At 59.5% G+C, this 23,979-nt stretch carries 25 protein-coding genes; 8 read left to right on the top strand and 17 right to left on the bottom strand.

All coding sequences use genetic code 11. From position 1 onward, the window contains the following. Positions 1–95 precede the first annotated feature (95 nt). The 12 genes from IC37_RS06045 to IC37_RS05990 form a co-directional block, all read right to left on the bottom strand. Positions 96–689, bottom strand: a complete 594-nt coding sequence (locus tag IC37_RS06045) for an NTP transferase domain-containing protein (RefSeq protein ID WP_030131958.1) — start codon at positions 687–689, stop codon at positions 96–98. Then, positions 686–1,669, bottom strand: a complete 984-nt coding sequence (locus IC37_RS06040; protein WP_030131957.1) for an XdhC family protein — start codon at positions 1,667–1,669, stop codon at positions 686–688. The genes IC37_RS06045 and IC37_RS06040 overlap by 4 nt, the downstream gene beginning before the upstream one ends. After that, positions 1,669–3,999: a xanthine dehydrogenase family protein molybdopterin-binding subunit gene (locus IC37_RS06035; protein WP_030131956.1), complete on the bottom strand. Its 2,331-nt coding sequence runs from the start codon at positions 3,997–3,999 to the stop codon at positions 1,669–1,671. The genes IC37_RS06040 and IC37_RS06035 overlap by 1 nt, the downstream gene beginning before the upstream one ends. Continuing rightward, positions 3,996–4,466: a (2Fe-2S)-binding protein gene (locus IC37_RS06030; RefSeq protein ID WP_030131955.1), complete on the bottom strand. Its 471-nt coding sequence runs from the start codon at positions 4,464–4,466 to the stop codon at positions 3,996–3,998. Before IC37_RS06030 ends, IC37_RS06035 begins: the two co-directional genes overlap by 4 nt. Positions 4,467–4,702: 236 nt before the next feature. Then, the gene (gene murB / locus IC37_RS06025) at positions 4,703–5,722 is read right to left on the bottom strand and encodes a UDP-N-acetylmuramate dehydrogenase (protein ID WP_030131954.1); all 1,020 of its coding nucleotides are present in this window, start codon (positions 5,720–5,722) and stop codon (positions 4,703–4,705) included. Beyond that, positions 5,719–6,183, bottom strand: coding sequence for a low molecular weight protein-tyrosine-phosphatase (locus IC37_RS06020; protein ID WP_030131953.1), 465 nt, complete (start codon positions 6,181–6,183; stop codon positions 5,719–5,721). The genes murB and IC37_RS06020 overlap by 4 nt, the downstream gene beginning before the upstream one ends. Then, complete coding sequence (gene kdsB, locus IC37_RS06015) at positions 6,183–6,947, bottom strand: 3-deoxy-manno-octulosonate cytidylyltransferase (protein WP_030131952.1); 765 nt, start codon at positions 6,945–6,947, stop codon at positions 6,183–6,185. Before kdsB ends, IC37_RS06020 begins: the two co-directional genes overlap by 1 nt. Further along, positions 6,944–7,129 (bottom strand): Trm112 family protein, encoded by a 186-nt coding sequence (locus IC37_RS06010; protein WP_003179363.1) that lies wholly within the window; start codon positions 7,127–7,129, stop codon positions 6,944–6,946. The genes kdsB and IC37_RS06010 overlap by 4 nt, the downstream gene beginning before the upstream one ends. A gap of 25 nt (positions 7,130–7,154) precedes the next feature. Continuing rightward, positions 7,155–8,165 carry a tetraacyldisaccharide 4'-kinase gene (gene lpxK, locus IC37_RS06005; protein WP_030131951.1) on the bottom strand — a complete coding sequence of 337 codons (1,011 nt, stop codon included), beginning with the start codon at positions 8,163–8,165 and terminating at the stop codon, positions 7,155–7,157. Further along, complete coding sequence (locus IC37_RS06000) at positions 8,165–8,593, bottom strand: biopolymer transporter ExbD (protein WP_030131950.1); 429 nt, start codon at positions 8,591–8,593, stop codon at positions 8,165–8,167. The genes lpxK and IC37_RS06000 overlap by 1 nt, the downstream gene beginning before the upstream one ends. Beyond that, a complete protein-coding gene (locus IC37_RS05995; protein ID WP_008067747.1) occupies positions 8,590–9,225 on the bottom strand; it encodes a MotA/TolQ/ExbB proton channel family protein in 636 nt (211 codons plus the stop codon). Before IC37_RS05995 ends, IC37_RS06000 begins: the two co-directional genes overlap by 4 nt. A 97-nt stretch (positions 9,226–9,322) precedes the next feature. Then, positions 9,323–11,557 (bottom strand): DNA internalization-related competence protein ComEC/Rec2, encoded by a 2,235-nt coding sequence (locus tag IC37_RS05990; protein WP_030131949.1) that lies wholly within the window; start codon positions 11,555–11,557, stop codon positions 9,323–9,325. A gap of 135 nt (positions 11,558–11,692) precedes the next feature. On the opposite strand from IC37_RS05990, the gene IC37_RS05985 reads away from it, so the two are divergent. Further along, positions 11,693–12,208 (top strand): DUF2062 domain-containing protein, encoded by a 516-nt coding sequence (locus IC37_RS05985; protein ID WP_030131948.1) that lies wholly within the window; start codon positions 11,693–11,695, stop codon positions 12,206–12,208. 188 nt (positions 12,209–12,396) lie between these two features. On the opposite strand, the gene IC37_RS05980 is transcribed toward IC37_RS05985, so the two are convergent. The 4 genes from IC37_RS05980 to IC37_RS05965 all read right to left on the bottom strand — a co-directional run bounded on the left by IC37_RS05980 (position 12,397) and on the right by IC37_RS05965 (position 15,565). Continuing rightward, positions 12,397–13,176: an ABC transporter permease gene (locus IC37_RS05980; RefSeq protein ID WP_030131947.1), complete on the bottom strand. Its 780-nt coding sequence runs from the start codon at positions 13,174–13,176 to the stop codon at positions 12,397–12,399. Then, positions 13,173–14,105 carry an ABC transporter ATP-binding protein gene (locus IC37_RS05975; protein ID WP_030131946.1) on the bottom strand — a complete coding sequence of 311 codons (933 nt, stop codon included), beginning with the start codon at positions 14,103–14,105 and terminating at the stop codon, positions 13,173–13,175. The genes IC37_RS05980 and IC37_RS05975 overlap by 4 nt, the downstream gene beginning before the upstream one ends. A 133-nt stretch (positions 14,106–14,238) precedes the next feature. Continuing rightward, complete coding sequence (locus IC37_RS05970; RefSeq protein ID WP_030131945.1) at positions 14,239–14,862, bottom strand: glutathione S-transferase family protein; 624 nt, start codon at positions 14,860–14,862, stop codon at positions 14,239–14,241. A gap of 43 nt (positions 14,863–14,905) precedes the next feature. Continuing rightward, positions 14,906–15,565 carry a transglutaminase-like domain-containing protein gene (locus IC37_RS05965; RefSeq protein ID WP_030131944.1) on the bottom strand — a complete coding sequence of 220 codons (660 nt, stop codon included), beginning with the start codon at positions 15,563–15,565 and terminating at the stop codon, positions 14,906–14,908. Positions 15,566–15,813: 248 nt separating this feature from the next. Here IC37_RS05965 and IC37_RS05960 point away from each other — a divergent pair, with 248 nt between their 5' ends. Both IC37_RS05960 and IC37_RS05955 read left to right on the top strand, forming a co-directional pair. Then, positions 15,814–18,261: an acyl-CoA dehydrogenase gene (locus tag IC37_RS05960; protein WP_030131943.1), complete on the top strand. Its 2,448-nt coding sequence runs from the start codon at positions 15,814–15,816 to the stop codon at positions 18,259–18,261. Positions 18,262–18,392: 131 nt separating this feature from the next. Continuing rightward, entirely contained in the window at positions 18,393–18,800 is a 408-nt protein-coding gene (locus IC37_RS05955; protein WP_007905217.1) for a PA2817 family protein, read from the top strand. Between the two features lie 60 nt (positions 18,801–18,860). On the opposite strand, the gene IC37_RS05950 is transcribed toward IC37_RS05955, so the two are convergent. After that, the gene (locus IC37_RS05950; protein WP_030131942.1) at positions 18,861–19,802 is read right to left on the bottom strand and encodes a LysR family transcriptional regulator; all 942 of its coding nucleotides are present in this window, start codon (positions 19,800–19,802) and stop codon (positions 18,861–18,863) included. Between the two features lie 90 nt (positions 19,803–19,892). Between IC37_RS05950 and IC37_RS05945 the strand changes: the two genes are divergently transcribed. From IC37_RS05945 to IC37_RS05920, 5 genes are all read left to right on the top strand, one after another. Next, complete coding sequence (locus tag IC37_RS05945; protein WP_030131941.1) at positions 19,893–20,519, top strand: serine-tRNA(Ala) deacylase AlaX; 627 nt, start codon at positions 19,893–19,895, stop codon at positions 20,517–20,519. Positions 20,520–20,523: 4 nt separating this feature from the next. Beyond that, positions 20,524–20,901 (top strand): hypothetical protein, encoded by a 378-nt coding sequence (locus IC37_RS05940; protein WP_256580674.1) that lies wholly within the window; start codon positions 20,524–20,526, stop codon positions 20,899–20,901. 570 nt (positions 20,902–21,471) lie between these two features. Further along, the gene (locus IC37_RS05930) at positions 21,472–22,695 is read left to right on the top strand and encodes a type II and III secretion system protein family protein (RefSeq protein WP_030131939.1); all 1,224 of its coding nucleotides are present in this window, start codon (positions 21,472–21,474) and stop codon (positions 22,693–22,695) included. 113 nt (positions 22,696–22,808) lie between these two features. Beyond that, positions 22,809–23,519 carry a tetratricopeptide repeat protein gene (locus IC37_RS05925; protein ID WP_030131938.1) on the top strand — a complete coding sequence of 237 codons (711 nt, stop codon included), beginning with the start codon at positions 22,809–22,811 and terminating at the stop codon, positions 23,517–23,519. Positions 23,520–23,537: 18 nt separating this feature from the next. Next, positions 23,538–23,807, top strand: coding sequence for a DUF3613 domain-containing protein (locus IC37_RS05920; RefSeq protein ID WP_030131937.1), 270 nt, complete (start codon positions 23,538–23,540; stop codon positions 23,805–23,807). The last annotated feature ends 172 nt before the right edge of the window (positions 23,808–23,979 follow it).

The following is a 23,979-nucleotide window of genomic DNA, read 5'->3' as shown; positions in this document are numbered from 1 at the left end:
CTTGCTCGCGAAAGCGGTGGGCCAGCTTGCATAGATGTTGAATGTTAAACCGCTTTCGCGAGCAAGCCCGCTCCCACATTGGATCTGCGCCAAGGCTACTTAAAGGTCAATGCATCAGGCACATCCACATCCCACAACACACCCGGATCCTCCACCGCCACCTCGACCACCCTCGCCTGTGCGAACAGCGACTTGGCGCCGTGATCACCGGTCAACGCCATCAATCCGGAACCAAAACTTCGCCCAAACCCCACCGGATGCCCATATTGCCCTTCATACACCGGCACGCTGATAGCATCCTCCGCAATATTCGCAACAACCTGCTCGATGCTGGACGGCAGGATAAACGGCATATCCCCGAGCACGATCAGCCAGCCGCCGAGTTGCGAGCACGCCGCCACACCCGCCGCAATGCTGTCGCCCAGGCCGGTCGACTCGATCCGCACAATCTCGCAACCATAAGCCTGAGCCATGCGAATGACTTGCGGACGATCCGCCGTGGTCACCAGCACGCGCTTCTCAAGCACGGTGGGCAAATTCACCAGCACCTGTTCGATCACCGAATGCACGGTCACGCCGTCACGAGCCGTGCAGTCCACCAGCAGCTTGTCCTTATCGTCACCCGCTACCTGTCGAAACCGACTGCTCTGCCCGGCGGCCAGAACGATAACGCCGATGGGGTCGCTCATACATCCTCCTGCAACGGCCTCTTCAGTTTCAGCTCGACGCCGTTCTTGATCGCCACAATCTCGGCCAGCAGCGACAAGGCGATTTCCGCCGGCGTATGGCTGCCGATGTGCAAACCGATCGGGCCGTGCAAACGCTCGATGGCCTGTTGTGACAAGCCTAGCTGAGCCAGGTTGTCCCGGCGCTTCTGGCTATTGACCCGCGAACCCAACGCACCGACATAAAACGCCTTGGAGTCCAGGGCCGTGAGCAGCGCCATGTCATCCAGGCGCGGATCGTGGGTCAGGGCGACAATGGCCGTGCGCTCGTCGGTCTGGATGCTCAGCACCGCTTCATCGGGCATGCCCGGGACGAAGCGACCGTGCTGCTCTTCCCAGCCGTAGACGAACTCGGTGCGTGGATCACAGATCAGCACTTCGAAATCCAGCAGCCGCGCCATTTCGGCAACGTAGCGCGACAATTGGCCGGCACCGATCAGCAACAGCCGCCAGCGCGGACCATAAATGGCGCGCAAGGTCTGCCCGTCAAACACCAGCGCATCGGTCTTGCTCGCCGCCTGCAAAACCACGTCACCGGTCGTCAGATCCAGCTCACGCGCAACGATTTCATGGGCCTCGCAGCGCGCCAGCAATTCGGCGACCCACGTGGGATCGCCGACGCGCTCTTCGGTCAGGCGCAATGTGCCGCCGCATGGCAAACCAAACCGTGCGGCCTCCTCACGGGTGACGCCATAGGTAATCAACTGCACCGGCGGCCCATCGGCCGGGATACGGCCATCGTGCAGCCGGGCAATCAGGTCATCCTCGACACAGCCACCGGACACCGAGCCAATCACCACGCCGTCTTCACGCAAGGCCAGCATCGCGCCAGGTGCCCGGGGCGCGGTGCCCCAGGTCTGAACCACGCTGTACAACATCACCCGCTGACCGGCGCGGCGCCATTCCAGCACGCTGCGCAGGACGTTCAGATCGACGCTGTCCATCAGGCGTGCGCCTTCTGCCAGCCTTGCAGCTGATAGCGCACCGGCAGGTTACGGATACGCTTGCCGGTGGCAGCAAAGATCGCGTTGCACAGCGCTGGCGCAATCGGTGGCACGCCCGGCTCACCGACACCGCCCAACGGCACGTTGCCCGGTGGCGTGACCAAGTGCACGGCGACTTCTTTCGGCGCCAGGGACATGCGCGCCACTTCGTACATGTGGAAATTGTCCTGCTGAACCTTGCCGTCCTTGAAGCTGATTTCCCCCAGCACCGCGTTGCCCAGGCCCATGACGCAGGCACCTTCGAACTGCGAGCGAATCCGCTCAGGGTTGATCTGCGGGCCGCAATCCACGGCGATGTCGGCCTTGTGCACGATCAACGTGCCATCGTCTTTGACTTCAACCTCGATCACCGCCGCCACATAAGTGACAAAACTGTAATGCACCGCCAGGCCCAAGCCTCGACCTTTGGGCATCTCACGCCCCCAACCGGCCGCTTTGGCGGCGGTTTCCAGCACGGTGCGCATCCGTGCGGTATCGATAGGATAACGCTCGGGAGATTCGCCGTAGTTCCACTCTTCACTCAAAGTGCGCGGATCGATCGATCTGTCCGGGCCGAGCAGTTTGATCTGGTACTCGAGCGGATCCTGGCCGGCCTTGTGTGCCAGCTCATCGACAAAGCTCTGAATCGCAAAGCCGTGGGGAATGTTCGACACCGAGCGATACCAGCCGACCCGGGTATGGACCGTCGCTTCAGGGTTTTCCAGGCGCACGTTGGGAATCGCGTAAGCCATGTTGGTGAAGCCCAGGCCCAGCTCGAAAGCCGCCTGATGGTTCATCCCCGGTGCAAACAGCGCAGTGATGCTCGGCGCCACCGTGCGGTGCAGCCAGCCGGACGGCAAGCCATCCTTGTTCAGGCTGGCCTTCAGGTATTCGGCCGACACGGTGTGGAAATAGGAATTGTGGATGTCGTCTTCACGGGTCCATTGCACCCGTACTGCCTTACCGGGGAACTCCTTGGCCAGGATCGCCGCTTCGATGATGAAGTCCGGCTTGGATTTGCGACCGAAACCGCCGCCGAGCAAGGTGACGTGGAACGTGACGTTATCGAATGGAATGCCGAGGCGCTCACCAATCCGTTCGCGGGTGACTTGCGGGGCCTGGCTTGGCGCCCAGGCTTCGCATATGCCGTCCTTGAAACGGGCGATGGCGACCATCGGTTCCATCGGCGATTGCGCCAGGTGCGGCAGGTAGTAAGAGGCTTCGAGGGTGCTGTCGGCACTGCTCATGGCCTGGTCGATGCTGCCAGTATTGCGCACCACTTTGCCGGGTTTGAGAGCGGCGGCTTCAATTTCCTTGCGGTAGGCGATCGAGTCGTAACTGGCGTTGGGGCCGTCATCCCACTCGATTTTCAGCGCGTCGCGGCCCTTGATTGCAGCCCAGGTATTGCTGGCTACCACGGCCACACCACCCAGCGGCTGGAATTCGGACGGCATTGGACGGCTTTCGACTGGCAGGACTTTGATTACGCCCGGGACTTTCATCGCAGCGCTGGCATCGAAGGATTTGACCTTGCCGCCATAGACCGCTGGACGCGCGATGGTGGCGAAGAGCATGCCGTCAAAATGTACATCGGCGCCGTAAACTGCACGGCCGTTGACGATGTCCGCACCGTCGATAGCCTTTGTGCCTTCCTTGCCGATATAACGGAATTCCGATGGCTGCTTGAGTCGCAGGCTGTCGCGGGCCGGTACTGCCAATGCGCTGGCAGCAGCGGCTAACGCGCCGTAGCCCAGTTCACGACCGGTCGGTTGGTGAATGACTCTATGCAATTGGGCACGGCACTCGCCGACCGGCACTTTCCATTGCGCGGCGGCGGCTTGCTCAAGCATGGTCCGCGCGGCAGCACCGCAACGGCGCATCGGCTCGTACCAATGACGCATGCTGCGCGAACCGTCGGTGTCCTGATTGCCGAAACGCACTTCGTCGCCCGGCGCCTGTTGCACTTTGACCAGCGCCCAGTCGGCGTCCAGCTCATCGGCTACTACCATGGTCAGACTGGTGCGCACGCCCTGGCCCATTTCCGAGCGGTTGCAGACCACGGTCACGCTGCCATCGGCGGCGATGCTGACGTAAACCTTGGGATCATCGATCCAGCCGTTGGGCATGCCGTCAGCGCCGAACTTCTTGTCTTTTTCGGCGGCAAGCGCATCCTGCCAGCCCCAACTGGCGGCCAGCACCAGCGCACTGGTAGCGCCCACACCTTTGAGGAAACCGCGGCGGCTGAGGTTGCTCAGATTGCTCAGCGCAAAATCATTCGGTAGCTGACTCATGCCTTGACCTCCTTCAGGTGAGTGGATGCCTGACGAATAGCGGTCTTGATTCGATTGTAGGTGCCGCAACGGCAAATGTTGCCGACCATCGCCTCTTCAATCTGCGCGTCGCTGGGGTTCGGGTTGGTTTTCAGTAACGCAGTGGCCGACATGATTTGCCCGCCCTGGCAATATCCGCACTGCGCCACGGCGCTGTCGAGCCAGGCTTGCTGAACGACTTTGCCAACCGGGTCGGCGTGAAGGTTATCGATGGTGGTGACATTCTGGCCGACTACCGAGCCGATCGGCGTGATGCAACTGCGGGCAGGCGCGCCATCGATATGAATGGTGCAGGCGCCACACAGGCCCATGCCGCAACCGAATTTGGTGCCGTTGTAACCGGCCACGTCACGGATCGCCCAGAGCAGCGGCATGTCCTCGGTGACATCGAGTTGATGATCTTGTCCATTGAGTTTCAGGGTAATCATGGGCACGCCCGCATAGTTATAGAGGTTATGGGGTCGAGCAATCTGCCGCGTGGGTTCCTTCACGCAGATCGACTCAGGCTAATGGGCTCTCTTATGCGGACAGCAACGTCTGCACCGGGCCTTTGGTGGAGCAAATGCTTGCATCGTTAGGTAGCTAAGTTAACCCAGCATTAACAAAAAAGCCCTGCACATTTGAAGATGTGCAGGGCTTTGGAATCAGCCGTGAAAGCGTAGCCTCAATACCGATTGGGCTCCATTTCCAGGTCGACGTGGAAACGTTCTGAAATGTCTTTTTGAATGCGTTGTGCCAGGTTCAGCAATTGCAGGCCCGTTGCGGCGCCGTAGTTGACCAGCACCAGTGCCTGTAATTTGTGCACACCGGCATCACCGTCGCGAAAGCCTTTCCAGCCGGCCCGTTCGATCAGCCAGCCCGCCGCCAGCTTCATTTGCCCATCGGGTTGCGCATACGCCACCAGATCCGGGTATTCACCCTTGAGTTGCGCCACGAGTGCGGCTGGTATCAACGGATTCTTGAAGAAGCTGCCGGCATTGCCGAGCACCGCCGGGTCCGGGAGTTTTTCGTTGCGAATGCTGCAAATGGCCTGACTGACATCGGTGGGCGTCGGGTGATCGATGCCCAGCGACGTCAGGCGCTGGCGAACCGGGCCGTATTCCAGATGCAGGTGCGCGGTGCGATTGAGGGTGAAACGCACCCGCAGGATCAACCAACGCCCCGGCTCCTGTTTGAACAGGCTGTCACGGTAGGCGAAGTTGCACTCGGCCAGCGTGAAGTCCCGCAACTCGCCGGTCTGGCGATCGAGCGCCGTCAGGCCCGCAAAAACGTCTTTTATCTCGACGCCGTAAGCGCCGATGTTCTGCATCGGTGCCGCGCCCACGGTGCCGGGAATCAGGCTGAGATTTTCCAGCCCCGACAACCCTTGCGCCAAGGTGTGTTGCACAAACGGATGCCACGGCTCGCCCGCCTCGGCTTCGATCACCACCTGGTTGCCGTCATCGCTCAGTACACGAATCCCGCGTGTGGTCATGCGCAGCACCAGTGCCTGGACATCAGCGGTCAGCAGCAAATTGCTGCCGCCACCAATCACCAGCACAGGTACATCATGTTCCACCCCATAGGCCAGGGCTTCGCGCACGTCGGCATCGCTATGGGCCTCGGCAAACAACCGGGCCTGAACGTCCACGCCAAAACTGTTGAACGGCTTGAGCGAAACCTCGGATTGCACCTGCAAACTCATAACCGGCCCTTCAATTCGATCACCAGCAAATCGCTGGCGCGCTCGATCATGTCCAGTACCGTTTCGAACCCTTGGTCGCTGTCGTGATAAGGATCCGGCACTTCATCGATTTGCGACTGGTAGCGACGCAGGAACAGGTCCAGTTCGGCCTTGCTCTTGGCCGGTTGCAGGGCCTTGAGGTGGCGCAGGTTGCTGTTATCCATCGCCAGAATCAGGTCGTAGGTGGCGAAATCGGCACGGCTGACTTGCTGCGCGCGCTGGGCGGACAGGTCATAACCGCGCAACTTGGCCGCGGCCTGGCTGCGCTTGTCCGGGGCCTTGCCGACGTGCCAGTCACCGGTGCCAGCGGAAGCCACCTCGACTTGATCGGCCAACCCTGCCTCACGCAGTTTGTGCCGCAACACGCCTTCGGCCGTGGGGGAACGGCAGATATTGCCCAGGCAGACGAACAGAACCCGCATCAGGCCTCCAGCAAGCGACGAACGCGCTCGAGGTCTTCAATGGTATCGACGCCGGTGGGCGGCGCGATCAATGCATCAGCGACATGAATTCGCACGCCATGCCAGAGCGCCCGCAGTTGTTCCAGAGACTCGGTGTTCTCCAGCCAGCATGGGCCCCAGGAGACGAAGTCCTGCAGGAAACCGGCGCGATAAGCATAAATTCCAATGTGACGGCGATACGGCACGCCTTCCGGCAATTGCTCGCGGCTCTTGGCGAACGCATCCCGGGCCCACGGCAAGGTGGCACGACTGAACGTCAGCGCCAGACCATTGAGGTCGCTGACCACTTTGACCACGTTGGGATTGAACAGGGTTTCCACATCTTCAATCGGCTCGGCCAGGGTGGCCATGCGCGCCTCGGTGTGGGTCGCCAGATTGGCAGCAACCTGATCGATCACGCTCGGCGGAATCAACGGCTCGTCGCCCTGAACGTTGACCACGATGGCGTCCGGGGCCAGGCTCAGTTTCGCGGCGACTTCGGCCAGACGATCTGTGCCGGAATTATGATCTTCGCGAGTCAGCACCACTTCGGCACCAAAACCTCTGCAGGCCTCGATGATGCGCGCATCGTCAGTGGCCACAACGATTCGTTGGGCGCTGCTTTTGCTCGCCTGTTCCCAGACGTGCTGAATCATCGGCTTGCCGGCGATCAGCAGCAGGGGTTTGCCCGGCAAACGGGTGGAGGCAAAACGCGAGGGAATGACAACGGTAAAAGGTGTAGTCATTTGTCCAGACGCTCGTCGGTGGTCAGGGTGCGCGCTTCGCTTTCGAGCATCACCGGGATGCCGTCGCGAATCGGGTACGCGAGGCCGGCGCCCTTGCTGATCAGCTCGGTTTTGTCGGCGCTGAGCTTGAGCGGACCTTTGCAGACCGGGCAAGCGAGGATGTCGAGCAATTTGGTGTCCATGTACATTCCCTGGATAGAAACGGAGTTAAGGCAAAAGACGAGCCGGCACCAGGCGCATCAACTGCGTATCGAACCAGGCCACGAAGGCCGGCGATGGCACAGCATCGACCGTCAGGTACCACCAATCGGCGGCGGCGAAGGCACGGCACTTCACCGCGTCCTTTTCCGTCATCACCACTGGCAATGACGGGGTGAAATTCAACGCCTGCACGCTGTACTCGGCGTGGTCGGCAAACGCATGGGGCACTGGCCGCCAGTGTAGCGTTTCGAGGGTCGTGAAGAAACGCTGGGGATTGCCGATGCCCGCCACGGCATGCAGCGCCTGACCTGCGGGAAAGTGCTCGAGAGACCGGCGTTCGCCGCTTTGCAAATTGACCAGCGCCGTGGGTTGCAGCTGGAAGGCAAAACCGTCGATGCGGTCGGCCGTAGCGCCGTTGTAAAGCACCGCATCGACGCTTTGCAGACGCTCGATCGGTTCGCGCAATGGCCCGGCCGGCAGGCAACGCTGGTTGCCCAGCCCTCGGGCGGCATCGATCAGCACCAGTTCCAGATCCCGGGCCAACCGGTAATGCTGCATGCCGTCGTCGGAGAGGATCAGGTCCAGCGGCTCACTCGCCAGCAAGGCTTTGACCGCGCGGCTGCGGTCCGGGTCGATCATCAGCGGCACGCCGGTGCGCTGAACGATCAACAACGGCTCATCGCCCGCCACATCCGCGCCTTGATCCGCCTCGACTCGCCACGGCAATTGTGATGGTTTTGCACCGTAACCACGGCTGACCACCCCGACCCGCAGACCGTTGCGCTGGCAATGCTGGATCATCCACAGGATCAACGGCGTCTTGCCGGTGCCGCCCACCGTGATGTTGCCGACCACGATCAGCGGCACCGGCGGTTGGTAGATCTCGCCCTCGCCCGCCAAAAAGCGCTTGCGCTTGCCGGTGACCACACGCCGATACAGCCATTCAAGCGGCTGCAACAGCTTCAATGCCGGATGGCCTTCGTACCATGCAGCGAGCAATCGATCGGACATGGCCATCAGGACGCCGGCGCCGCCTCGACAGTGGTCATGCGCAAGTGACTGAAACCGAGCTTGCCGGCAGCGTCCATCGCAGTGATGACGGACTGATGGGGGGTCTTGCCATCAGCGCTGATGGACAGCGGCATATTGGTGTCGCCATTGGATTCTTTCTGCAGCGCTTCCATCAGGCTGGTCAGGTCATTCTTGGGCAACAAGTGGTTGTTGACCGAGAACACCCCCTCGGCGCTGATGGCGATGTCTAGTTGCTTGGCCTGCTGGTCCTCGGCCGGGGAACCGCTGACTGCTTCCGGCAAGTCGACGCGCAACTGGGTTTCACGGGTGAAGGTGGTGGTCACAACGAAAAACAGCAGCAGGATAAACACTACGTCGATCAACGACGCGAGGTTGATGTCTATCGTTTCCCGCGGTTTACGACGGAATTTCACGCTTTACCCTCAGCCAGATCCACGTCGCGATCGCCCTGTACCACTTCGACCAACTTGATCGCTTCCTGCTCCATGCCCACCACCAGCTCATCTATGCGGCGTTGCAGGAAGCGGTGGAAGAACACGGCCGGTATGCCGACCATCAGACCTGCGGCGGTGGTGATCAGCGCCTTGGAAATACCCCCGGCCAGCACCGAGGCGTTGGTGCCCATGCCCGTGCCCATGAACGCACTGAAAATATCGATCATGCCCAGTACCGTACCCAGCAAACCCAGCAACGGGGCCATGGCGGCAATGGTGCCGAGGGCATTGATGTAGCGTTCGAGCTCGTGAATCACCCGCGCTGCGGCCTCTTCGATGCACTCTTTCATGATCTCACGACCATGCCTGGAGTTCGCCAGACCGGCGGCCAGGATCTCGCCCAACGGAGAATTGGCGCGCAGTTCCTTGAGTTTTTCTTTATTGAGTTGTTTGTCCTTGATCCAGACCCAGACCTGCCCGAGCAAGTGCTCCGGGGTCACGCGGCTGGCACGCAGGGTCCATAGACGCTCGGCGACGATCGCCATGGCCGCGATGGAACTCAGGATGATCGGCAGCATCATCCAACCGCCGGATTTGACCAATTCCCACACAGTGACAGTCCCCTCGAAAAAGTGCGCCACTCTAACATAGGGGGTGGACGCACCGAAGACCGCGATGTCGCATCCGGTCGGGCTTCGATAGTTCGGGTTACTGGCTGGATGGTGGCGGATCGCGCCAGAAGCGCCGTTCTTGAAGCATCGTCCACGGCGGCGCGAAGCGTCCCAGTTGCAGACGAATGGCACCTTGCTTGGCGCTGTCGTAGATCGCCACACCGCGTTTTTGATACCTCGCCACGACCGTGGGATGGGGATGGCCGAAAGAATTGCCGTTACCACGGGAGATCAGCACCGCTTTGGGCTGCAAGGTGCTGAGCAACGCCATCGAAGATGAACTGCGACTGCCATGGTGCGGGGCCTGCAGCCAATCCGTCGGCACCGCCAATGGACCGTCGAGCAGCGCCCGCTCGGCTGCGGCATCGATGTCGCCGGTCAGCAGCAATCGCTCGCCGTTGGCTTCGATCTGCAACACGCAGGATTTCTGATTGCTGTCGCTGGCAGACGGCCACTGCCAGAGTTGAAACCTCACCCCGTCCCAGGTCCATTGCTGACCGCTCTCGCAACCCTCGGCGTGCAGTTCGCCTGGCAGGGCCAGGTGATCGCCACTCAATACTTGCTTCACCGGTATTGCGCTGGCAATTGCTCGCGCACCGCCGGCATGATCGGCATCGGCATGGCTGATCAGCATCAGATCGAGTCCGTTCACGCCCAGTTTGCGCAAGGATGGCAGCACCACCCGCTCCCCCAGGTCGATGTCGCCGAACCGTGGGCCGGCGTCATACAGCAAAGTGTGATGGCGGGTGCGCACCAGGATTGCCAACCCTTGGCCGACATCCAGCTGCCAGACCTCGGCCATGCCTTCAGGCAACGTGTGCCGGGGCGCAAAAACCAGCAACAGCAACATCGGCCAGCCCAACGGTTGTAATGGCACGCCTCGCGGCAGTAATAGCACAAAGGCCCCCAGCGTACCGATCGCCCATACCCACAACGGTACCGCCACCGGCACCCACGCGGGCAATTGCCCGGCTATCAACGCCAACCCCTTGAACAGAAGGTCGATCAGACCGCCGGCCAACCACAACAACCCTTCGCCCACATAAGGAACGGGCAACAACAGTGTCCCGAGCAAGGCCGGCGGCAGGACCACCAGACTGATCCAGGGCACCGCCAGCAAATTGGCCAGCGGCCCGCTGAGACTGATCGGCAACCCCAGCACCAACAGCAGCGGGCACAGACCGATCGCGATCAGCCATTGGGCACGGGTCCAGGTTTGCCACCAGCGCCACGGCCCCAATCGCCCGCCAAAAGTGAAAATCAGCACCGCGACTGCCGCAAAGGACAACCAGAAACCCGGTTGCAGGCTCGCCAGTGGGTCCAGCAGCAGAACACCATCAAGCGCCAGCAACAGCGGCCACCATGCGCCGAGGTGACGAAACCGTAGTCGCCACAACAGCACCAGCCCGATCATCAGGCAGGCCCGCCGCACCGGCACTTCGAAGCCGGCCAGCAGCCCATAACCGAGCGCCGCCGCGAACGCCAGTCCGCACGCCCATGGCAGCCACGGCAAGCGCTGGGGCCACAAACCATAACGCGCCAATCCGGCAATCAGCAGATACACCACTCCCGCCAGCAAACCGATGTGCTGTCCGGAAATCACCAACAGATGCACGGTGCCGGTGTCTTGCAGCACCTGCCAGTCCTCACGACTCAGCCCGGCGCCATCCCCCAGCACCAACGCCGTCAGCGCCCCCGTTCGCCCCTGGGCATCCACGGCCTGCAGACGCTGACGGATGCCATCACGCCAGGCCCACTGCGCTTCCCTGATTCGCTGGCCGTCCTTGACGTTCCCGGTGGCACCGATGCGTTGGGCCAGTAACCAGGCGTCGTAATCGAACGCATGCGGGTTGAGCAACCCGGCAGGACGCTTCAATTTGACAGCCAGCCGCCAATGCTCGCCGCTGTTGACCGGAGGCCCGCCATACCAGGCCAGGCGCAGGTGCCGAGGCAGATTGGTGCGACGCGACTGACTGCCCGTCAGCTCGAAACGCACCACCCCCTCGGCCTGCTGCGGCAACCCGGTCACACGACCTTCGAGCCAGCGAGTCTCGCCATCGAGATTCAGCGCCAGGCGATCATTCAGTGCCCACTGTGCATTCGCGCATGCCCAACTGAAACCGAACAGCAAAAATGCCACGGGAAAGGTGCGAAACGGCAGCAACATCAAACCCGCTACCGGTAACAACAGCCACAACCCTGTCGGCGGTAATGCCGGTAAAAAACGCAGGGCCAGCAGACCCAACGCCAGCGCCATCATCCCTGTGCGCATAAGCCCGTCCTTGAGAGTCCCTTCCTATGCTTAGCCGGTGTACCGCACGTACGTCGTTATCAATTGTCACAAAGTCTGAATGGGCGGTTCGTAGAATCCAGACATACTTGTCGCCTGAACCGACCGAGAAGCCTTATGCCCCGGCGCTTATTCAAACGTTACATGCCAGACCCGACCAGCATCAGGGAACACAAATCCTTACGCTTTCTCGGCACCCTGCTGCATGACCCGAACCTCTGGCATCTCAATCGCCACTCCGTCGCGCGGGCCATGGCGGTCGGCCTGTTCGCGGCGTTCCTGCCGATTCCATTGCAGATGCTGGTGGCGGCCATCCTTGCGATTGTGGTGCGCGGCAACATGCCGATTGCCGTCAGCCTGGTCTGGCTGACCAACCCGATCACCATGCCGGCGGTGTTCTTCTGTACTTACCAGACCGGCGCATGGTTGATGGATGTTCCCGCCCGCAGCCTGCCGGATGAGTTGACCTGGGAATGGATCAGCGGCGAACTTTCGAGCCTGTGGCAACCGTTCTTGCTCGGCTCGGTGGTCATGGGGTTGGTGTTGGGAGCTCTCGCTTATTGCCTGGTGATGATGTACTGGCGCTGGTGGGTGAGTCGGCAGTGGAAGCGGCGCAAGAAAAGTCGAATGTAAGAATGTAAAACGGCCTCCACTTGGGAGGCCGTTTTTTGGAGAGGTACTATTTATTCCGGGTGCCTGGACTGACGCCTTCGCGAGCAAGCCCGCTCCCACATTAATTCGCTGGTGCTCATAGATAATGTGTTCGCAGCAGATCCAGTGTGGGAGCGGGCTTGCTCGCGAAGCAGGCGACTCGGTCGCCTTTAGGTACGCATCCCACGCCCACTCACCAGCAACCGCGCACAGCCGATGTACAACACAACAGTCGCAATCAGCATAAAGGTGATCGCCACACTGATCCTGATGTCCGACACACCAAGAATGCCGTAACGGAAGGCGTTGACCATGTGCAGCACCGGGTTGGCCAGCGACACGGTCTGCCAGAACGGTGGCAGCAAACTGATCGAGTAGAACACCCCGCCCAGGTACGTCAGCGGCGTCAGCACGAACGTCGGGATGATCGAGATATCATCGAAGTTGCGCGCAAATACCGCGTTGATGAAACCCAGCAACGAGAAGATCGTCGCCGTCAGCACCACCACCAGAACGGTCACGCCCAGGTGATGCACCTGCAATTGAGTAAAGAACAGCGACAGCAGGGTCACGATGATCCCGACCATCAACCCGCGCAGCACACCGCCCAGGGTGTAGCCGATCAGAATCGTATGCGGCGACACCGGCGATACCATCAATTCTTCGATGGAACGCTGGAACTTGCTGCCAAAGAAACTCGATACCACGTTGCCGTAGGAGTTGGTGATCACCGACATCATGATCAGCCCCGGCACGATGTACTCCATGTAAGTGAAGCCACCCATGTCGCCTATCTGTCGGCCGATCAGATTGCCGAAAATCACGAAGTACAAAACCATGGTGATGGCCGGCGGTAGCAGGGTCTGCGGCCAGATCCGGGTGAAGCGCTTGACCTCACGGTAGACGATGGTATTGAGGGCAACGAGGTTGGGTTGCAGCTCGGAACTCATACCGCCACCTTCGACAGATTCTTCTCCACCAGGGACACGAACAACTCCTCGAGGCGATTGGTTTTGTTACGCAGGCTCAACACTTCGATGTTCTGCTGCGCCAATTGGGTGAACAGCGCGGTAATGCCCATGGCCTTGTCGACCTGAACTTCCAGGGTATGACTATCGATCAGTCTGGCCGGGTAACCGAGCAACTGCGGAGCCACTTGCAAGGTGTTCTTCATATCCAGCAGGAAGGTTTCGACATGCAGTTGGCTGAGCAACTGCTTCATGCTGGTGTTCTCGACAATGGTGCCGTGGTCGATGATGCCGATGTTGCGGCACAACTGCTCAGCCTCTTCCAGATAGTGGGTGGTGAGGATGATGGTGATGCCTTTTTTGTTCAGTTCGGTGAGGAAGGTCCACATCGAGCGACGCAATTCGATGTCCACCCCCGCCGTCGGTTCGTCGAGGATCAGCAGGCGCGGTTCGTGAACCAGCGCTCGGGCGATCATCAGTCGGCGCTTCATGCCGCCGGACAGGGAGCGCGACGGCACATCGCGCTTGTCCCACAGGCCTAATTGGGTCAGGTACTGCTCGGCGCGTTCCTTGGCGATTTTCGCCGGGATGCCGTAGTAGCCGGCCTGGGTCACGACAATGTCGAACGTCTTTTCGAACTGGTTGAAATTGAACTCCTGAGGCACCACGCCGATGGAGCGCTTGAGCTGCGCAGGATTCCTGTCCAGGTCGTGACCGAAGATATTCACCGTTCCGCTGGTCTTGTTCACCAGGGTCGAGAGAATGCCGATGGTCGTGGATTTGCCGGCGCCGTTAGGGCCGAGCAAGGCGAAAAAGTCACCTTCGGCGACGTCCAGATCGATACCACTCAAGGCCTGGAAACCGTTGCCGTAGGTTTTGGTTAGCTGCCGGATGGACAGAGCGGAACTCATATCGGATTTACGCACCAAGAAGGGAAGAAAGGAATAAATAAGGGCGGGCGGCGAGCAATGCAACCGCGGCGCATGAGCGCAATGGTGCTTGTCGCTGCCGCACAAGTACAGTCAAGCGTGTCGATAGTGAGTATTAAGTCAACGCAGTCATGACGGCTTTGCGATACGCCGGACGCTGTTTCAGGCGCTCGTACCAGGCCTGCAAATGAGGCTGCGGCGCGCGCTCGATCGGCATCTCGAACCAGGCATAAATGAAACTGCCCAGGGGAATGTCGCCCATGCCGATTTCATCGCCGGACAGGTACGGTTTGGCCGCCAGCGCTTGATCGGCCATCGACAGCAGATCGTCGCACTCCGTGATCGCGGCCTTGATGGCCTGCCAGTCCTGCTGGTCTTCCGGGGTGCGCAACACGCCCCAGAACACCGTGCGGAACGGGGCGGCAAAACTTGAGGTGGTCCAGTCCATCCACTTTTCGGCAGAGGCACGGGCCTGCAGGTCTGTCGGATACCAGGCCGTATCGCTGACATGACGGGCCATCAGATAACGGACGATGGTGTTGGATTCCCACAGCACAAAACCGTCGTCTTCGATCACCGGCACCCGGCCGTTGGGATTCATCGCACGGTACTCAGGCGTGTCGACCACGCCAAAGGCGCCGCCGGCATCGATGGCTTCATAGGCCAGGCCCAGTTCTTCGGCCGCCCACAACGGCTTCCTGACATTCGACGAATTTTTCCGACCCCAGATCTTCAGCATGACCGCCCCTTTTTGGATGAATGCGCAGGCAGCATACGCCGGATCAGGCGCGACTCAAATCGCTCTGCATGTCACCCAGCAGCACCGGCAGTTGCTCGTCGAACAGATGCGGATAGCACTTTTCCAGGTGTTCAAAAAAGAATGCTTCAGGCACATCGGTGAACTGGCCGTGATCGATCAGGTATTCCATCAACTGCTCGCCGTCACGGTTGAAGGGATGGAACACGCTGTCGTTGATCCCGTCGAATTCCAGCGGCGCGACATTGAACAGTTCGCAGAGTTGTTGATTGAACGCCGGTGTAGCTTTGACCCAACGATCGTTCAGATAGAACTCGGTGTAACCGTGCATGGCGAACACATCGCTTTTGAGCAATTCGAGCAGACGCGGCGTCGACAGGTGATTGCGCACATCTGCCAGACCGATACGCGCCGGGATCCCGCAATGCCGGGCTGCACCTGCGAGCAGCGTGGCTTTGGGCACGCAATAACTCTCCCCTGCCGCCAGCGCATAGCTGCCGCGCAAGGTCTCTGGATCGCGGCTGAAGGTGTAAGGGTTGTAGCGCACGGCCTCGCGCACCGCGTAATAGAGATTGATTGCCTGCTTGAGCGGATCGCGCCCGACGCCACGGTGTTTTTCGGCGAACTCCACCACCGAGGGATGGTCACTGTCGATGAAGCGGCCGGGGCTCAGACATGCGTGCATGGGAACAATCTCCTGGGGGAAGCGACGAGTCTAGCGACACCTTCAGCACAGAGATAACGACGTTTCGGCCAAATATCAGCGTTTGCCGCGCTGTCTACAAAAGCACTTAACCGTCCGCCCTCGAAATAACTGACGAGTTTCAACCGTTGCTTCCTACAAACACAGACCTATCGGTCTGCCCCCCACTTTTATGGATGCCGTCTAAGCTCTGAAAGTGGTTTTGCCCTTGGCTTCATGGAGAATTGAATATGCTGCTGTTGTGGATACTGGTTCTGGTGGTCGGGATTGCCTACCTGGCACATCGCCGCACCGCGCCTCTGCCCGCCTTGGCCATCATTGCGGCCTATCTGCTGGCGATGGGCATCTTCAGCCATGCCCCCATCTGGCTAATGCTGATTTTCTGGGTGGTGTTCGCGGTGGTGACCGCTTTCCTGTTGCTGCCGGATCTGCGCCGAAAACTCTTCACGGCACCAATATTCGGCTGGTTTCAAAAAAACCTGCCGCCGATGTCGCAAACCGAACGTGAAGCCATTGAAGCCGGCACGGTCTGGTGGGACGGCGAGCTGTTCAGCGGTCGGCCTGACTGGAACAAGTTGCTGTCCTATCCCAAAGCGCAACTGAGCGAAGAGGAACAAGCGTTCATCGATGGCCCGACCGAAGAGCTCTGCGCCATGGTCAGCGATTGGCAGATCGCCCAGTTGATGGATCTGCCGCCCCAGGCTTGGGATCACATTAAACAACATGGCTTTTTTGCCCTGATCATCCCCAAAGAGTACGGTGGCAAAGGCTTCTCGGCCTATGCCCACTCCCAAGTGGCGATGAAACTGGCCACCCGCAGCGGCGACCTGGCCTCGACCGTCATGGTGCCCAACTCCCTCGGCCCGGCGGAACTGCTGCTGCATTACGGCACCGACGAACAGCGCAATCATTACCTGCCACGGCTGGCACGCGGCGACGATATCCCCTGCTTTGCCCTGACGGGTCCGATGGCGGGCTCCAACGTCGGCGGGATGACCGACACCGGGGTGATCTGCAAAGGTGAATGGGAAGGCAAGGAAACCCTCGGCCTGTGTCTGAACTGGGAAAAACGCTATATCACCCTCGGCCCGGTGGCGACCTTGATTGGCCTGGCCTTCAAGGCTTATGACCCGGACCATCTGCTGGGCGACAAAGTCGACCTGGGGATCAGCCTCGCCTTGGTCCCAACCCAGACCCCCGGTGTAGAAATCGGTCGCCGTCACCTGCCGTTGGGCGCTGCCTTCATGAACGGTCCGAATGCCGGCAAGGACGTGTTCGTACCGCTGGAATTCATCATCGGCGGTCAGGAGATGCTCGGCGAGGGTTGGATGATGCTGATGAACTGCCTGTCGGTCGGGCGTTCCATTTCGCTGCCTGCCATCGGTACCGCTGCGGGCAAGTTCAGCAGCCTGGTGACAGGCCAATATGCCCAGGTTCGCGAACAATTCAACGCACCGCTGTCAGCCTTCGAGGGTATTCAGGAAGCACTGGCGCGGATCGGCGGCAGTACCTGGCTGATGGACAGCGCACGGATGCTCACCGCCAACGCGGTCGACCTCGGCGAAAAACCGTCGGTGCCCTCGGCCATTATCAAATACCACCTCTCCGAACGCGGTCGCGAGTGCATCAGCCACGCCATGGATGTTCACGGCGGCAGGGCCATCATGATGGGGCCAAACAATTACCTGGCGCGTGGCTGGCAAGGTGCGCCCATTGCCGTCACGGTCGAAGGTGCGAACATCCTGACACGCAACTTGATGATCTTCGGCCAGGGCGCTATTCGCTGCCATCCGTTCGTGCTCAAGGAAATGGCCCTCGCCCACCGCGAAGACAAACAACAGGCATTGATCGAGTTCGACGCACTGCTGCTCGACCATATTGGTTTTGCCGTGTGCAACGCCGCCAGCACCCTGGTGCTGAACCTCGGCCTCGGGCATTTCGAACACATGCCCGGGGACAAGCTCAGCCAATGCTACTTCCGCGCCCTCAACCGTCAAGCCGCGGCCTTTGCCCTGCTTGCAGACCTGAGCATGATGCTGCTGGGCGGCGAACTGAAGCGCCGCGAACGGCTGTCCGCACGTTTGGGTGATGTGCTCAGCTACCTGTATCTGGCCTCCGCCGCACTCAAGCGTTACCACGATCTCGATTCGCCCGAGCATATGCAGCCGCTATTCGCCTGGGCCATGGAAGAGAGCCTCGGCCAGTCCGAACGTGCGCTGGACGAACTGCTGACCAACTTCCCGAACAAGGTACTCGGATGCCTGCTGCGGGTGATGGTGTTCCCGTTCGGTCGTCGCCACAGAGGTCCGTCGGACAGATTGGCGGCCAACGTCGCAGCCGTCATCGGCCGTCCCAAGGGCGATCCAACGCTTGAGGAATTACTGGGAGGTTGCTATCGCCCACAATCACCAGAAGATTCGGTCGGCGCCCTGCAGCACGCTTGCGACTTGTTGAACGCTGCCAAGCCGCTACAGAAAAAACTCAATACGGCACTGAGAAGTCGCCAGGTCAAACCCTCTCTCGGAGAATCTGCCATCGATGCCGCCCTGGAGGCTGGCGTCTTGCAACCGCTTGAAGCCCAGACCTTGCGCGAGTCAGAAGTGGCACGACGCAAAGTGATCGATGTCGATGATTTCGATCCAAAGGAGTTGGTATTGGCCAAAGGCAAGGTTCGCTGATCCGGCGGACCCTGTGTCTTGCATGGGGCTCTTTTACATGTGGCTCTTTACCATGTGGCTCTTTACCATGTGAAAAAGGGGCGCAGGAGATTTATACTCTCGCGCCCGTTTTGCTCTTGAGGACTTATCTCGTGTCCAATGTCGTTGCCGATCATCTCGTCTTGCTCGACCACCTGCGCAGCATCCTGGTCGCCGTAGGTGAGGCCGAACAGGTTCCCGAAGAAAGCCATGCCTTGTTCCTGGAGCGCTTCGACGAACTGCGTGCACTGCTGCCGGTCGACCCGATCGAAAGCCAATACCTGGGCCAGGACATTCTGTGTCAGGTGATCACTCGTTATCCGCAAATCGCCCACCTAGTCCCGCGCGACCTGCTGTGGTACTTCGCTGGTGACTGCCTGCATTACATGCCCGATGATGAAATCGACTTGTACCAGGCCCTTGAAGAGCGTCGCTTCGAAGCCGAACAGAACGATGAACCGTTCGACTGGAATCAGGAAAAACAGCTGCTGGCGATGTCGAACCAGGACAGCAAGCACTGATCCCACAGTCAGTAATGCAAAAGGCCCGCATGGTTGAATATGCGGGCCTTTTTTTTTGCATTATGGCTTGCCCGGTCTTCTCAGCGTCGGCTCCTTCTCCTGGCATTCCACCAGATAATCGATAAACACCCGTAACTTGGGCGGTAGATAGCGGGTTGGCGAATGCAGCAGCCAGGCGCCTCCGTGGTAGGACGCCAGAAAAGTCCAGTCCGGCAGGACTTGCACGATCAGCCCTTGTTCCAGCGCATAACGGGCAGTGAAATACGGCAGGCTGCCGATTCCGATGTGTTGCAATACTGCGCCTAGTCGCACGCCCGTGTGATTGGCGGCATAACGTCCACGCACGCCGACAGTCACAGCCTTGGTGCCCTTCTTGAATTTCCAGCGCGCATCACTCGGGGTTTCGCCCAGATAGATGCAGCTGTGGTTGAGCAAATCGTGGGGGTGAGTCGGTGTGCCGTGCTCGGCCAGGTACTGCGGCGTTGCACAGAGCAAATGATCGATGGTCAACAACTGCCGCCCCACCAGCCCCGCGGGTGGGCGATCGGTAATACGGATCGCCAGGTCGACGTTGTCGTCGATCAAATCTACCTGGCGGTCCTCGAGCAGCAACTCCACGTTCACTTTGGGATAACGCCGCAGAAATTCCGGCATATGCGGATGAATCACGAATCGCCCGACGGCCTTGGGCACGCTGACACGCACCAGTCCTTCTGCTTCATCGGTAAATTGACCGCTGATTTCCATCACCGACTTCGCGGCGCTGACCATCTCCTGGCAACGCTTGAACACCTCTTCGCCACCGTCGCTCAGACGTAGCTTGCGTGTGGTTCGTTGCAGCAGGCGCATGGCGAGCGCCTTCTCCAGCCGCGAAATGCTGCGACTCACCGCCGAGGGTGAAGAGCCCAATTGGCGTGCCGCTTCGGAGAAACTGCCGGTCTCGACAACCTTGACAAAAATCGCCATTTCACCGAGCAGCGGCAGGGGAAGATTTATGCTCACAGCGCAACAGTCCTTTGATGGTTGAACGGATTATCACGCAATTTCAGGGTTCATATAATAAAGACAGAAATTTTAACAAGAGCATGAAATATGACGTTCCGCCTCTTTTTCCATAGTGATGACCTCAAGGCCGATGTGGAAGTCCTGGATTGCACGCCCCACGAGAACGAATTCGCCGTGGTGCTGCACTCCACCCTGTTTCATCCCCAAGGCGGCGGGCAACCCTGGGATATCGGTTGGATTGGCGAAAGCCAGGTACTGCGCGTGGTCCAGGATCCGGACCGGATCATCCATTTCGTCGACCACCCGGTAAAACCCGGCATGACCCGGATTCGGGTCGACGAGCAACGCCGTCGGTTCAATACGCGTATGCATTCGGCGGGGCACCTGATTGGTCATTTCGTCCAGGCGATGGGCTGGATGCCGACCAAGGCTCATCACTGGCCGGACGAAGGACGTGTGCAGTTCAAACCGGGCGACGGTGCGCAGGAGGTCGATACCCAGACGATTCAGCACGGCATCGAACAATGGATCGCCCATGATCTGCCGCGCCTGACATCGTTGCGCGAAGGTGCCCGGGAAATCGGCTTCGGTGAATTGCCCGCCTACGGCTGCGGCGGCACCCATGTACAGAGCCTGAAAGATTTGGGCACGGTCACGATCACTTCCCTTTCACAGAAAAAGGGAACGCTGTCAGTCCACTACAGCGTGGACTGAGCATTTGGGCGATGACGACGAACCTGCGTTCGCGGGTTCTATTGACTATCTGACGTGGTGCGACATGGCCGTTCTGTATCTCGTAGCATCGCCGTCAGCCCCGCCGCTGAGCATCCTTACCGAGGAATTCCCGGCCAGGTTGGCGGTCTTTAACGGCCTGACCCGCGACATGCGTGACGCAGGCATTGCAATCAAAGCGTTAGTGCTTTCGGACAACACGATTTTCGTCGATTGCAAAAGCCTCGATCTGCTGTCACGTCACTTCGGGCATGAGTTTCGCGGGATGCGCTGCAACGCTGAGGGCCAGGTTGCCCGCAATACGGCGACTATCCGGGGCATTGGCGTGGTCTGGTTCACGCAGGTCAAGCAACAGGACGAATAAGTTCGCTCGAGAATCGCCGAAGTCGCCTCCTCGAACAGCCTCATGTGCAGCTCCATCACCTCCAACCCGCCTATCTCCACCCTTTGAACGGAAAGTTTTCGTTCAATGCGTGGCGCTTTGCCTTGTTTGAACTACTTTCAAACTAGAAGAAAACATAACGGTTTGAATTACCACATTAGGTTCAGCGATCAGATAGCGGATTGGCAAAAGGAGTTACCTCACTATGGTCCTGGCAAGCGTTTTCCGGCTCTGTGCTTTGATTGCCGGTTGCTTTTTAGGGGAGTCCGGTCGGCGGACAGTGCCGTCTTTAGCCGCTATTGCTGTCGATCCTGTGCCTATCGCTCGGGTCGACAACTCAGGCATCTGGATCACTAAAAACCGTTTTAGCGAAGGTCGCTCGCTGTTCAGTCAGACCAGCGTATTGCACCTGTTTGCATGTAGCACCACGGAATATTGCCGGGGCCATTAGTCAGGGGTCTGGCGGGGTAGAGGGCCACTCAAGGCCCCTTGTAGTGATCCGAGGCAACCCAGTTAGCCTCAAAGATGGCCTATTCAGCGAGGATGCACTTAATGAGCTATCGTACCGTGCCCGCTTTCAAGCGAATTATCCATGGCCTGTTCTGGACGGGCCTCAGCGTGAATGCGGCTCAGGCCGCGCCGGCCAATTGTTCCCAACTGGACAGTTTGCCGGCAACGTTCGAGGTCGGTCAGGGGCTTCAGAATGAACTGCGCGTCCCCGTCCCAGTGACACAGCTGGCAGTCGGCGATCCGAAAATCGCCGACGTGCAACCCAGCGGCAGCAATGCCTTCATACTCACGGGCCTTGCGCCGGGGGCCACCAGCCTGATGGTCTGGACCGCCTGTTCGAAAACACCGCGCCAAAGCATGGTGTTCGTCAAGGGCAAGGCCACCTCGGCGCTGACCAGCGTCTCGACAGTGCCTTCCGAAGACCCGCTGTTGCCGATCCAGGTGCAAACCGACATCCGCTTCGTTGAAGTCAGCCGGACCAAACTCAAGGAAGCCAATGCCTCGATTTTTGGCCGCCAGGGCAACTTCCTGTTCGGCTCGCCGAGAACCTTTCCCTCCATCGACGGCATTGTCACGCCGTCGGTGCCGGTGAACAACGGCATGTTCAACTTCGCTTTTGCGTCCAGCGATACTCTAGTGTCGATCAACGCACTGGAAGGCAGCGGTTTCGCCTACACCCTGGCACGGCCAAGCCTGGTCGCGCTCAGTGGGCAGAGTGCGAGCTTCCTGGCCGGTGGTGAAGTGCCGATTCCAGTGCCCAGTTCCGGCAGCGATAACGTGTCCATCGAGTACAAGGAATTCGGTATCCGCCTGACCCTGACGCCGACCATCGTCGGGAAAAACCGTATCGCGCTGAAGGTGGCACCGGAAGTCAGTGAACTGGACTTCACCAACGCCGTGAGCATCGCCGGCACCATTGTTCCAGCGCTGACCATACGCCGTACCGACACCAGCATCTCCCTGGCCGACGGCGAAAGCTTCGTCATCAGCGGCCTGATCAGTACCCGCAACAATTCCCAGGTGAACAAGTTTCCGGGACTGGGCGATATCCCGATTCTGGGCGCGTTCTTCCGCGACAACAGCGTCAACCGTGAAGAGCGTGAACTGCTGATGATCGTTACCCCGCATCTGGTCCAGCCACTGGCTGCCAACGCACAACTACCGTCATTGCCTGGCGAACAGCTGCGCAATTACGACCCGAATTTCTACCGCATGTTCTTCCTCGAAAATGGCGATTTCGACAGTCGCTCCGGGCTCTCACAATGAGCCTGAATCAGACTTACCTCGCCCTCACTCCTAACGGTGACCTTGAGCGCTTGCCAGGCCAGCTTTATTGCCATTGGCCTGGCGTTCAACGTGTTGTAGCCAAAGGACATTCGATGAAAGCAGTCATTGCAATAATGGCGACATTAATGCTCGCAGGGTGTGCCACTAATGGTTTGTCTTCGCGACCGGCTATCTGTGCCAAGCCCGATTCGGATCAAGAGTTGGCCCTGAGTCTGGCCGACAACATGGCCAACGACGGCCGTTTGTATGCCAGCCTGGCGAATCTTGAAGGTTTGCCCGAGAACCTGGTTCAGGTTCGCCTGCGCAAGGCTCGGGTGCTGCGCTTGATGGGGCGTAACGAGGCGGGGCCGTTGTATCAAAGCTTGCTCGGCACCTGTCTGGCCGCCGATGGGGAACATGGCTTGGGCCAGTTGGCCGCGGCCAAAAATGATTACGCCACCGCGACCACTCACCTTGAGCGTGCGGTGAAGATGGCCCCCACCGACGACAAGATGCGCAATGACCTGGGGGTCGTCTACCTCAATCAACGACGTATCCCTGAAGCACGCTTCGAGTTCATGACCGCCATGGAGCTCAAACAGTCCAATTCATTGGCGGCACTCAATTTGGTGACGCTGCTGATCTATCAGGATAACTGGAAGTCGGCTGCCGAACTCGCGAACCGTGCCAGCTTGAGTCCCCAGCAAGTCGCCGAGGCTCAAAGCCGCGCGGAAAAACTCAAGGCCTCCGCTAAAAAAGTGGCGGCTTCGGAGGGGAATCGCAGGACTGAGGTAGCCGCTGCCTCATCCCGTGCGACAAAGTAAAACGTACGAGGAGTCGAAATGAATACCAAGAGGCTGTTGATCGTGTGCATGGCTTGCCTGTCCACCAGTGCCTGGGCTATTGAACCAGGCCCCTCTTCGAAGGAGCAAAAAGGCACTGAGCAGTGGTTGGTGTTACAGAGTCGCGGCGTAGTTGCCTCCCCTAAACTGCAAACCGCTTCGGCCACCGAACGTGACCTGGCCATGCAGCGTTGGCTGAACAGCTTCCTCTACCCGATTCCGGAGTTTTTTGACCAGGAAGCAGCAGGAGCGATCCCCGGCAGTAATTGAGCTACGTCAACGGGTGATCAGCCTCTGACGTCGTCTAAAGTGGCCTGGCTGCAAAGCCGGGCTAGACGTCGTATGCAGGAAAGTATGGGTATCTACACATTATCCAAGCCAGACCGGATTACCCTGTAGGCGCTGCCAAAGGCAGCGATCTTTTTGATTTTCAGTCTGTCAG

The organism is Pseudomonas sp. QTF5, from assembly GCF_000512695.2.
In the GTDB taxonomy this organism is placed as follows: domain Bacteria; phylum Pseudomonadota; class Gammaproteobacteria; order Pseudomonadales; family Pseudomonadaceae; genus Aquipseudomonas.
This window is presented reverse-complemented; position numbering and strand designations above follow the sequence as displayed.

What these genes read in the sequence shown, in the direction of transcription:
- IC37_RS05980 (WP_030131947.1), bottom strand. Translation starts at nt 13,176, where the DNA reads ATGAGTTCCGAGCTGCAACCCAACCTCGTTGCCCTCAATACCATCGTC.
- IC37_RS06010 (WP_003179363.1), bottom strand. Translation starts at nt 7,129, where the DNA reads ATGGACACCAAATTGCTCGACATCCTCGCTTGCCCGGTCTGCAAAGGT.
- IC37_RS05985 (WP_030131948.1), top strand. Translation starts at nt 11,693, where the DNA reads ATGCCCCGGCGCTTATTCAAACGTTACATGCCAGACCCGACCAGCATC.
- IC37_RS05930 (WP_030131939.1), top strand. Translation starts at nt 21,472, where the DNA reads ATGAGCTATCGTACCGTGCCCGCTTTCAAGCGAATTATCCATGGCCTG.
- IC37_RS05920 (WP_030131937.1), top strand. Translation starts at nt 23,538, where the DNA reads ATGAATACCAAGAGGCTGTTGATCGTGTGCATGGCTTGCCTGTCCACC.
- IC37_RS05965 (WP_030131944.1), bottom strand. Translation starts at nt 15,565, where the DNA reads ATGCACGCATGTCTGAGCCCCGGCCGCTTCATCGACAGTGACCATCCC.
- IC37_RS06040 (WP_030131957.1), bottom strand. Translation starts at nt 1,669, where the DNA reads ATGGACAGCGTCGATCTGAACGTCCTGCGCAGCGTGCTGGAATGGCGC.
- murB (WP_030131954.1), bottom strand. Translation starts at nt 5,722, where the DNA reads ATGAGTTTGCAGGTGCAATCCGAGGTTTCGCTCAAGCCGTTCAACAGT.
- IC37_RS05970 (WP_030131945.1), bottom strand. Translation starts at nt 14,862, where the DNA reads ATGCTGAAGATCTGGGGTCGGAAAAATTCGTCGAATGTCAGGAAGCCG.
- lpxK (WP_030131951.1), bottom strand. Translation starts at nt 8,165, where the DNA reads ATGGCCATGTCCGATCGATTGCTCGCTGCATGGTACGAAGGCCATCCG.
- IC37_RS05960 (WP_030131943.1), top strand. Translation starts at nt 15,814, where the DNA reads ATGCTGCTGTTGTGGATACTGGTTCTGGTGGTCGGGATTGCCTACCTG.
- IC37_RS05925 (WP_030131938.1), top strand. Translation starts at nt 22,809, where the DNA reads ATGAAAGCAGTCATTGCAATAATGGCGACATTAATGCTCGCAGGGTGT.
- IC37_RS05990 (WP_030131949.1), bottom strand. Translation starts at nt 11,557, where the DNA reads ATGCGCACAGGGATGATGGCGCTGGCGTTGGGTCTGCTGGCCCTGCGT.
- IC37_RS05975 (WP_030131946.1), bottom strand. Translation starts at nt 14,105, where the DNA reads ATGAGTTCCGCTCTGTCCATCCGGCAGCTAACCAAAACCTACGGCAAC.
- IC37_RS05945 (WP_030131941.1), top strand. Translation starts at nt 19,893, where the DNA reads ATGACGTTCCGCCTCTTTTTCCATAGTGATGACCTCAAGGCCGATGTG.
- IC37_RS06045 (WP_030131958.1), bottom strand. Translation starts at nt 689, where the DNA reads ATGAGCGACCCCATCGGCGTTATCGTTCTGGCCGCCGGGCAGAGCAGT.
- IC37_RS06030 (WP_030131955.1), bottom strand. Translation starts at nt 4,466, where the DNA reads ATGATTACCCTGAAACTCAATGGACAAGATCATCAACTCGATGTCACC.
- kdsB (WP_030131952.1), bottom strand. Translation starts at nt 6,947, where the DNA reads ATGACTACACCTTTTACCGTTGTCATTCCCTCGCGTTTTGCCTCCACC.
- IC37_RS06020 (WP_030131953.1), bottom strand. Translation starts at nt 6,183, where the DNA reads ATGCGGGTTCTGTTCGTCTGCCTGGGCAATATCTGCCGTTCCCCCACG.
- IC37_RS06035 (WP_030131956.1), bottom strand. Translation starts at nt 3,999, where the DNA reads ATGAGTCAGCTACCGAATGATTTTGCGCTGAGCAATCTGAGCAACCTC.